Source organism: Azospirillum sp., from assembly GCF_035627195.1.
Lineage (GTDB): Bacteria > Pseudomonadota > Alphaproteobacteria > Azospirillales > Azospirillaceae > Azospirillum.
The window spans coordinates 1-9,435 of the sequence record NZ_DASPMG010000199.1; the positions used below are offsets into that span (position 1 = coordinate 1).

Annotated in this window: 9 protein-coding genes; 7 read left to right on the plus strand and 2 right to left on the minus strand. The window is 72.3% G+C overall.

Annotated elements, in window-relative coordinates:
* Positions 1–60 precede the first annotated feature (60 nt).
* The 7 genes from VED21_RS18425 to VED21_RS18455 all read left to right on the plus strand — a co-directional run bounded on the left by VED21_RS18425 (position 61) and on the right by VED21_RS18455 (position 7,729).
* Positions 61–636, plus strand: coding sequence for a DUF6468 domain-containing protein (locus VED21_RS18425; RefSeq protein ID WP_324884664.1), 576 nt, complete (start codon positions 61–63; stop codon positions 634–636).
* Between the two features lie 20 nt (positions 637–656).
* Positions 657–1,559, plus strand: a complete 903-nt coding sequence (locus VED21_RS18430) for a MotE family protein (protein WP_324884666.1) — start codon at positions 657–659, stop codon at positions 1,557–1,559.
* Positions 1,560–1,704: 145 nt separating this feature from the next.
* Positions 1,705–2,391 carry a protein phosphatase CheZ gene (locus VED21_RS18435; RefSeq protein WP_324884668.1) on the plus strand — a complete coding sequence of 229 codons (687 nt, stop codon included), beginning with the start codon at positions 1,705–1,707 and terminating at the stop codon, positions 2,389–2,391.
* Positions 2,392–2,394: 3 nt separating this feature from the next.
* Positions 2,395–3,069, plus strand: a complete 675-nt coding sequence (locus tag VED21_RS18440) for a hypothetical protein (protein WP_324884670.1) — start codon at positions 2,395–2,397, stop codon at positions 3,067–3,069.
* Positions 3,066–3,773 (plus strand): flagellar motor protein MotB, encoded by a 708-nt coding sequence (locus VED21_RS18445; RefSeq protein WP_324884672.1) that lies wholly within the window; start codon positions 3,066–3,068, stop codon positions 3,771–3,773. Before VED21_RS18440 ends, VED21_RS18445 begins: the two co-directional genes overlap by 4 nt.
* A gap of 2 nt (positions 3,774–3,775) precedes the next feature.
* Positions 3,776–7,330: a tetratricopeptide repeat protein gene (locus VED21_RS18450; protein WP_324884674.1), complete on the plus strand. Its 3,555-nt coding sequence runs from the start codon at positions 3,776–3,778 to the stop codon at positions 7,328–7,330.
* Positions 7,331–7,390: 60 nt separating this feature from the next.
* The gene (locus tag VED21_RS18455) at positions 7,391–7,729 is read left to right on the plus strand and encodes a hypothetical protein (RefSeq protein WP_324884676.1); all 339 of its coding nucleotides are present in this window, start codon (positions 7,391–7,393) and stop codon (positions 7,727–7,729) included.
* 32 nt (positions 7,730–7,761) lie between these two features.
* Here VED21_RS18455 and VED21_RS18460 read toward each other — a convergent pair whose 3' ends face one another.
* Together VED21_RS18460 and VED21_RS18465 are read right to left on the minus strand one after the other, a co-directional pair.
* On the minus strand, positions 7,762–8,163 hold the full coding sequence (locus tag VED21_RS18460) for a hypothetical protein (protein WP_324884678.1): 402 nt from the start codon (positions 8,161–8,163) through the stop codon (positions 7,762–7,764).
* 59 nt (positions 8,164–8,222) lie between these two features.
* Positions 8,223–9,435: potassium transporter Kup (locus VED21_RS18465; protein ID WP_324884680.1), on the minus strand; the 1,213-nt coding region annotated here is incomplete at its 5' end.

Here is a 9,435-nt window from a genome sequence, read left to right on the forward strand (position 1 = left end):
GGGCGGGCACATCGCCGTCCGCCTCGAGAAGGAACTGCCCAAGCAGGAGGTCATGCGCCTATGAGCCCGACCGTCTCTCTGGTGCTGGACCTGCTGATGGTCGGCCTTCTGGTCGCCACCATCGCCTACGCCATCATCCTCAACAAGCAGATCGTGCGCCTGCGCGAGAGCCGCGGCGAGCTGGCGGAGCTGATCCAGGGCCTGAACGAGGCCATGGCCAAGGCCGACACCGGCGTGCGCGGCATGAAGCAGACCGCGCACCAGACCGGCGAGGGGCTGCAGAAGACCATCGACAAGGCCGCGGCGCTGCGGGACGAGCTGCAATTCATGATCGAGGCCGGCAACACGCTGGCCGACCGCCTGTCCGGCTTCTCCGACAGCGACCGTCCCAAGCACACGCCGTCCCGCCCGGCCGCCGGGGCGACGCGCCAGCCCTCGGCCTCCGTCGCCGCCGCGCTGCGCCCCTTGCTGGAGGAGGCGGAGGCCGCCGAGGCCGCCCCCCCGCCGCTGCCGCGCCGCGCGGCCCCCCCCGCCCCCCCGCCGTCCGACGACGATCCCGACCGCCCGCGTCCGGGCGAGGAAGGCCTGTCGCGGGCCGAGCGCGAGCTGCTGCGCGCGCTTGAGAACCGCCGCTGAGCCCCGCGCGGAGAGCCGCCATGACCATGCAGCCCCCCACGGTCGCCAAGCCGCCCCAGCAGAAGCCCGCCGTCCCCGCCGTGGCGCCGAAGCCGGCCGCCCGTAAGCCCGGAAACGGCAAGCCCGGAAACGGCAAGCCCGCGCGCAAGGCCAAGCCGCCGCCCCGGACGCCGTTGGTTCAGCGTCTGGCCCGGCGGGTGAAGGGCATGCGTTTCCGCGTGCTGCCAATCATGATCTTCGCGGCGGTGCTGATGCTGGGCGTGCGTGTCGGCGACGTCTGGCGCATCGCCACCCGCGACGCCCAACTGCCGGATTTCCCCGTCTCGCTGGCCCAGGACCCCAAGGCGGACCCCAAGGCGGACCCAAAGGCCAACGCGAAGGCCCCGGCGCCCGCCGCCGGCAAGGCCGCCCCGGCGCCCGCCGCGCCGCAGCAGCAGGTCGCCGCCAACGCCCCGCCGCCCGCCGCCGCTCCCGCACCGGCGGCCCAGCCGCCGTCGGGCGACAAGCTGGGGATGGGCGACAGCGAGCTGCTGGCCCACTACGCCGAGCGCCGCGCCGAACTTGAGAAGCGCACCCGCGAGGTGGAGCAGCGCGAGGCGCTGCTGGCCGCCGCCGAGAAGCGCATCGAGCAGAAGCTGGCCGAGATGGAGAAGGTCCGCGCCGACATCCAGAAGCTGATGCGTGCCGGCGACGAGAAGCAGAGCGCGCAACTGGAAAGCCTCGTGAAGATCTACGAGACCATGAAGCCCAAGGAGGCCGCGCGCATCTTCGAGGAGCTGGACATGCCCGTCCTCCTCGACGTCTTCCAGCGCATGAAGGAGACGAAGACCGCGCCGATCCTGGCCGCCATGGACCCGGCCAAGGCCAAGCTGGTCACCACCGCCCTGGTCGAGCGCCGCGTCCTGCCCAGCACCGGGCAGTGAGGATTTCTCCCTCCCTCGCCTCCGGCGGGGGAGGGACTTGAAGGCCCACTTAACGGCCTGTTAACCCAACCATTTTAGGTTAAGACGGGCTTGGAAGGCCCGATTCGCCTGACTTTTTCGTCTCCACTGCGCGGCCGGTCCTGCCATGTCCTATTCCCCTTCGCCGATGCCGTCGCCGATGGCGGAGCAGAAGCTCCTGAGGCAGCGGCTCGACGCCGCCTACGCCGAGACCGCCGCCCCCGTGTCCCGCGACGAGGTCGCGGAGATCGTGCGCGAGGTGGTCGCCAGCATGGGCGGCGACATGTCCGGCGACGACCTGAAGCTCTACGCCGAGTTGGAAGACCTCGCCCGCTACATCGCCGACGCCAAGGCCGAGCTGGCGGCGCTGCGCCCCGCCGAGATCCGCGACGAGCACATCCCCACCGCCACCGACGAGCTGGACGCCGTGGTCGGCGCCACCGAGCAGGCGACCTTCGCCATCTTCGACGCCTGCGACATCGTCTCCGGCGTTGCCGGATCGGTGGACGCGGACAACGGCGCCAAGCTGACCGACGCGGTCACCCGCATCTACGAGGCGTGCAATTTCCAGGACATCACCGGACAGCGCATCACCAAGGTGGTCCGCACCCTGAAGCACATCGAGGCAAAGGTGGACGCGCTGCTGGCCGTCTTCGGCGAGGAGGCGCGCCACGCCGCCGCGGCACCCGCCCCGGCCCCGGTCCCCGCCGAACCGTCCGCCGACCCCGACGCCGGCCTGCTGCACGGCCCGTCGCTGCCCGGCAACGCCATCGACCAGGACGAGATCGACCGCCTGCTGGCGAGCTTCGACTAGCCCATGGCCGCCCCCGGCACAGCGAGCAAGGCACCCGTCCGGGGCGCGTCCGGCAACGGCAGCATCGTGCTCCTGCTGTCGCTGTTCCTGCTGCTGCTGGTGTTCTTCATCATGCTGAACGCCCAGTCGGTGCAACAGGTGTCGCGCGTCAAGGCGGTGCTGGCGTCGGTGGAGCGCAGCTTCGACTTCGTCATCGACCCGCGCCTGCGCGACGGCAACGACCCCGTGGCGTCGCGCACCGGCACCGTCTTCGCGGTGGAGCGGCTGAACGGCGTCGGCGACCTGTTCGCCACCACGGTCGCGGTGGCCAAGGTCACCACGGTGACGCCCGGCGCGCTGATGGAGGTGCGCCTGGACGCCGACGAGCTGTTCGAGCCCGGCACCGCCACCCTGCGGCGCGACCGCGCGGGTCTGCTCGACCGCGTCGCCGAATCGCTGCGCAAGGAGCTGCCGGGCGAGCGGATCGAGCTGGACTACCTCGTCGCCCTGTCGCCCGACCGCCCCAGCCAGCCGCCCGGCCCCATCGAGCGCGCGGCGGCGCTCGCCCGCGACCTCGTGGCGCGCGGCGTCCCGGCGGAATCCGTGACCATCGGCATCGAGCGCGGCGCCCCCGGCGCATCGCGCTTCTTGTTCACCATCCGCTCGACCGACGAGCGGGCGCGGGGAGGGCGGCGATGATCCGCGTGCCCAGGGTCCCGCGTTATGCCCCCAACGCTGCCCCCTCTTCCGCCGACGCCGAGGCCGGCAAGCGCAGCATGTGGCTGATCAGCTTCACCGACCTGATCTCGCTGATGCTGGCCTTCTTCGTCCTGATGTTCTCGATGACCGAGCCGCAGCAGCAGCGCTGGGCGCGGCTGTCGCAGGCGGTCTCCGCCCGCTCCACCGCCGCCACGCCGTCGGAACTGCCGCCGGAGCCCCGCGCCGCCTTCAACGCCGCCACGCTGGAGCCGCATTCGGCCGTCAACCTCGACTACCTGGGGGCGCTGCTCAACGGCCAGATCGCCGAAACGCCGGACCTGTCCGGCGTGACGGTGCGGCGCGAGGACGACCGGGTGGTCATCGTCCTGCCCGGCGACGTGCTGTTCGACGCGCGCGCCGGCACCTTCAGTGATCGCGGGCGGCGCGTGCTGTTTCTGCTGGGGGCGGTGGTCGGCCGCATCGGCAACCGCGTCGAGGTGGTCGGCCACGCCGAGCGGGAGGACGTGCCCGCCGGCCTTGCCTGGGAACGGTCGCTGGGCCGCGCGGTGGCGGTGTCCATGGCGCTGCGCGAGACCGGCTACCGGCGCGACCTCGTGGTGCGCACGGCGATGGCGCCGCTGCCGCGCACGGGGGCCAAGGACACGCGCGTCGACCTCGTCGTGCGCGAGCAGGGAGGGGAATGAGCATGGGCGCGCGGGTGCCTGATGCGAAGGCGGGGGCGAAGGGACGGCGGGTCGGCGGCCTTGTGGTCGCGGCGGCGCTGCTGGCCGCCCTGCCGGCGCACGCCGCAACCGTGCCGGTGCGCGCCTCCGCCCACTCCAATTTCGGCCGCATGGTCTTCGACTGGCCGCAGAAGGTGGACTTCACCGCCGCGGTCGAGGGCGAGCGGCTGGTCATCCGCTTCGACCAGCCGGTGGAGGCGGCGCTGGACCGCGTGGTCAAGGCGCTGCCATCCTACCTCGCCGCCGGCCGGGTGGCCGCCGACGGCCGCAGCGTCGAGTTCGACCTGAAGCGCCCCGTCGCGCTGAAGAGTTTCCGCAACGGCAACGCCGTCGCCATCGACCTGACGCCCGCCGCCGCGCCGCCGGCCCAACCCACGCCGGCCCAGCCAGCCGCCCAGCCAGCCACCGCCCAGCCAGCTCCGGCGCAGCCGCCCGCCGCCAAGGCCGGGGCGCCGGCCACCCCGCCGGCCGCTTCCGTCGCCCCGGCGGCCAAGGGCGGCACGGTGAAGCTGCGGGCCGGCGACCACGCGACGCACAGCCGCCTCGCCTTCGACTGGTCGGCGCCCACCGCCTACACGCTGCAGCGCGACGGCGCGTCGGTGACGCTGCTGTTCGACCGCGCGGCATCCATCGACCTGTCGCCCGCCACCAAGGCGCCGCTGCGCAACGTCCGCAACGTCGAGCAGTTCAAGGCCCCCAACGGCGGCCTCGCCGTCACCTTCGCCGCCGCGCCCGACAGCGACGTGCGCGAATTCCGCAACGGCGCGTCCGTGGTGGTGGACGTGCTGAACCCCGGCACCCGCAAGGCGCCCGACGCCGCCCCGATGGCGGAGGCCAAGCCGGCGGACGCCAAGCCGGCCGAGGCGAAGCCCGCCGACACAAAGCCCGCCGCCCCGCCGCCGGCCGTTCCGGCTCCGACCCCGGCTCCCGTCAAGGACCTGCCGGTGCCGCCGGGCGCCACCACCACGTCGGTCAAGCCTTCCCCGGCCGCCCCTGCGCCCCCGCCGCCCGCCGCGCCGCCGGCGCAGCCCGCCGCCCCCCAGGCCACCGTGAAGCCCGCCGAGAAGGGGCCGGTGCTGGTGTTCGACGCCGGCGGCCCCGCCGCCGCGGCCGTCTACCCGCGTGCCGGCTATCTCTACATCGTGTTCGACAAGGCGCTGCCGATCGGCGCCGGCGCCGTCGTCGGCCCCGGTGCCGAGCAGGTGGGCGCCATCGAGCCGGTGCCGGCCACCGCCGGCAGCGTCTTCCGCACGCGCATCGGCCCTTTCATCTGGCCGACGGTGGAACGCCAGGGCACCGTCTGGCGCGTCGTGCCCTCCACCCGTCTCACCGCCGCCCCGCCACAGGAACTGCGCGTCGACGCCGAGCCGGACTTCCTGCTGGGCGCCCGCCTCGTGGTGCGTGCCAGCGACGCCGCCGCCGTGGTGCAGGTGGCCGATCCGGAGGTCGGCGACCGCCTGCAGGTCGTGCCGCTGCCCGTCGCCGGCCAGACGGTGAGCGAGGGCCGCCGCTACGCCGACCTGGAGATGCTGCCGGCCTTCCAAGGCGTCGTCGTCCGCCCGGTATCGGACTCGGTCACCGTGCGCCCGGTCAAGGAGGGGGTGGAGCTGACCAGCGCCGGCGGCCTGCACCTGTCCACCATGGCCGACAGCGGCGTGCGTCCGGGACAGGCACCGCCGCCTTCCGCCCCGCCCACCACCGCTCCGGCGGTCGCCCAGACGCCGTCGCCGGGCGGCGCCTCGCCGGCCCCGCAGGCTCCCCTGGCGCCCGCCACGCCGGGCGCGATCGCCGCCGGCAAACGCCTGTTCGAGCCGGAGGTGTGGCAGCGCGGCGGCCTCGACCGCTTCACCGAGAACCGGCAGGCGCTTCAGCACGCCGTCGCCGACGCGCCCGACGGCGAACGGCCGAAGGCGCAGCTCGACCTCGCGCGCTTCTACTTCGCCAACGGCTTCGGGCCGGAGACGCTGGGCATGCTCGACGTGCTCCAGCAGGCCCAGCCGGACCTGGACGGCTGGCCGGAGTTCCGCGCGCTGCGCGGCGCCGCGCGCGTCCTGGCCGGCGACCTGGACGGCGGGCGGGAGGATCTGACGCACCCCGGCCTCGCCAACAACGCTGAGGCCGCGCTGTGGCGCGGCGCCGTCGCCGTCCAGCAGAACGACTGGCCGAAGGCCGCGCGCGACTTCAAGACGGGCGGCGCCGTCCTCGCCAAGTATCCCGAACCGCTGCTCTCCAGGCTGGCGCTGCCGGCGGCCGAGGCCGCCCTGCAGACCGGCGACGTGAACGAGGCCAAGCGCTGGCTCGACCGCGTCGAGCAGAAGATCGGCACCGAGGCCAACGAACGGCCGGACATGCAGTACCTGCGCGGCGAGCAGTACCGCCAGCAGGGCGACGTCGGGCACGCGCGCGAGGAGATGACGGCGGCCTTCAACAGCCTCGACCGCTACTACCGGGCCAAGGCCGGTCTGGCGCTGGTCAATCTGGAGGTGGCGGAGGGCCGCATGTCGCCGGCCAACGCGGCGGAGCAACTGGCCGGCCTGACCTTCACCTGGCGCGGCGACGACCTGGAGGTCGCCATCCGCCAGCGCCTGGGCGAGATGCAGATCGCCGGCGGCAAGTACGCCGACGGCTTCAACACCATGAAGGAGACCGCCGCCCTGGTCGGCGAGGGGCCGAAGGCCGAGCAGATCACCAAGGAGATGGCCCGCACCTTCGCCGACCTCTACAAGGACGGCGCGGCCAAGCTGCCGACCCTGGAAGCCCTGCAGCTCTACGACCAGTTCCGCGAGTTGACGCCGGTCGGCACGGCCGGCGACGACATCATCCGCCAGCTGGCCGAGCGGCTGATCCAGATCGACCTGCTGGGCAAGGCCGCCGACCTCCTCCAGCACCAGGTGGAATACCGCCTGTCGGGGCAGGAGAAGGCGAACGTCGGCACGCGCCTCGCCTCCGTCCGGCTGCTCGACAACAAGCCGCAGGAGGCGCTGAAGGCGCTGGAGCTGAGCAACGTGCCCGGCATGCCGCCCGACCTGCAGGGCGAGCGGATGGTCATGCAGGCCAAGGCGCTGGCCGAACTGGGCCGCGGCAACGAGGCGCTTCTGCTGCTGGCCCAGGACGACAGCAAGGAGGCCAACCTGCTGCGCGTCGACATCGCGTGGCGGGCGCAGAACTGGGGGCAGGCGGCGGTGGCGCTGGGCAAGATCATCGGCCCGCCGCCGGCATCCGGCCAGCCGCTCGACCCCAACGCCTCGCAGCTGGTGCTGAACCGCGCGGTGGCGCTGGCGCTGGCCGGTGACGGCACGGGGCTCAGCCAGCTGCGCAAGGAGTTCGGCACCGGCATGGAGAAGGGCCCGGACGCCGACGCCTTCCGCGTGCTGACCCGGCCCGATCAGGCGACCGGCCTGATCGACGTGAACACCATCCGTTCCCGCGTCGCCGAGGTGGACGTGTTCCAGAAGTTCCTGAAGGGCTACAAGGGCCGGACGTCGGGGCCGGCCGCCGACAAGAAGGCGGTGAATTGAACGTTTGGCGGGTGTCGCCGGACGCGGTATTCTCCTTTTCGGAATACGCTTGGGTGCGCCATGGCCGAACGCGATCCGGAGATCCTCGACAAGCTGGACCTCGTGGTGTCTCTGCTGAAGGCGCAGGACGACCGCCTGCGCGCCATGGAAGCGCGCCAGGAACGGACGGAAGCCTGGCAGCAGAAGACCGAGGCTTGGCAGGAGAAGACCGAAGCCTGGCAGCGTGACGTGCAGGGCAAGGTGGCGCAGATGGAGGATGCCCAGCAGGCCATGCGCGGCGACATCCGCGAGGTGAAGGGCCAGCTCTCCATCATGCTGACGTGGCTTCAGTCGATGGACCAGCGCTTCTCCGCGCTGATGGCCCCCGTCACCCCGCCGCGCAAGCCGGCGGCGGAGTAGCCGCCCGGCGTACACCGCAGCGCCATCGGCGCCTATTGGCCCAGCGGCGTGTTCACGCAGCTGCCCATGCCGCACGCGAGCCGGCCCGCCGCCTTGCTTTCGTCCCCGTTGTCGTAATAGTCGGCGTAGAGCATGGCCGTGTTCATTCCAGGGGCGAAGAAGGCTATGTGGTACTGCCCGGAACCGGGGACCGCCTTCTTGTCGGCATAGCCCATCGACCGGAGATAGCGCATGTGGAATTCGAGATCGTTCGCCGGGTAGTCGGGGTGGGCGGCGGCGACCTGCCGCATCACCTGCTCGGCCGTTTCGGCGCGTGCGCTGGCGGCGCCGGCCAGGACCAGGGCAGCGATGGCGAAGGGGAAGGACAGGCGCTTGGCGAACATGGCGGTCTCCTTGGCGTCGGCGCGGACGGCGTGTCCGGGGCCATTCGCCATGTTCGTCACCGCAGGGCCGGGAAAGTTCCGCGGCCCCGAAAGATCACCGGCCCCGTCCCCTACAGCTGCACCTGGGTGCCCAGCTCGACCACGCGGTTGGGCGGGATCTTGAAGAAATCGGTGGCGCTCACGGCGGTGCGCGACATCACCACGAACAGCTTCTCGCGCCACTGCGCCATTGGCGGCTCCATGCGCGGGATCAGCGTCTCGCGGCCCAGGAAGAACGACGTCGCCATCAGGTCGAACTCCAGGCCGAACGCCTTGCACAGGCGCAGCGCCTTGGGGATGTTCGGCTCCTGCGAGAAGCCGTAGCGCACGGTGATGCGGTAGAAGCCTTCGGCCAGCCCCTCCACCGTCACGCGGTCCTTGGCCGGCACGCGCGGCACGTCCTCCACCAGCACGGTCACGAAGACCACGCGTTCGTGCAGGACCTGGTTGTGCTTCAGGTTGTGCAGCAACGCTATGGGCACCGTGTCGGAGGAGGAGGTCATGAAGACCGCCGTCCCCTTCACCCGGTGCACGTCCGACTTGGCCTGCCGCTTGATGAACTGGTCGAGCGGCAGCGAATCCTCGGCCAGGCGCCGCGACAGGATGGCCCGGCCGCGCCGCCACGTGGACATCAGGAACAGCGCCCCCGTGGCGATGACCAGCGGCGCCCAGCCGCCCTGCGGGATCTTGATGATGTTGGCCGAGAAGAAGCCGGCGTCGACGGTGAAGAAGACGATGCCCGGCACCGCGCAGGCGGCGAGGCTCCAGCCCCAGCGGCGCCGCGCCACGACCAGCGCCAGGACGGTGGTGATGATCATGTCGCCGGTCACCGCGATGCCGTACGCGGCGGCGAGGTTGCTGGACGACTGGAACCACAGCACCAGCCCGATGACGCCGGCCAGCAGGCCCCAGTTGGCGCGCGGGATGTAGATCTGCCCGCTCTCCTCGTTCGAGGTGTGGCGGATGTCGAGCCGCGGGCACAGGCCCAGCTGCACCGCCTGCCGGGTCAGCGAGAACACGCCGGAGATCACCGCCTGGCTGGCGATCACGGTCGCCATGGTGGCCAGCCCCACCATCGGGTACAGCGCCCAGTCGGGGGCCAGCAGGTAGAAGGGGTTGCGCACCGCCTCCGGCTCGGTCAGCAGCAGCGCCGCCTGCCCGAAGTAGTTCAGCAGGAGCGCCGGCAGGACGAGGCAGAACCACCCGATGCGGATCGGCATGCGGCCGAAGTGCCCCATGTCGACGTACAGCGCCTCGCCGCCGGTCACCGCCAGCACCACCGAG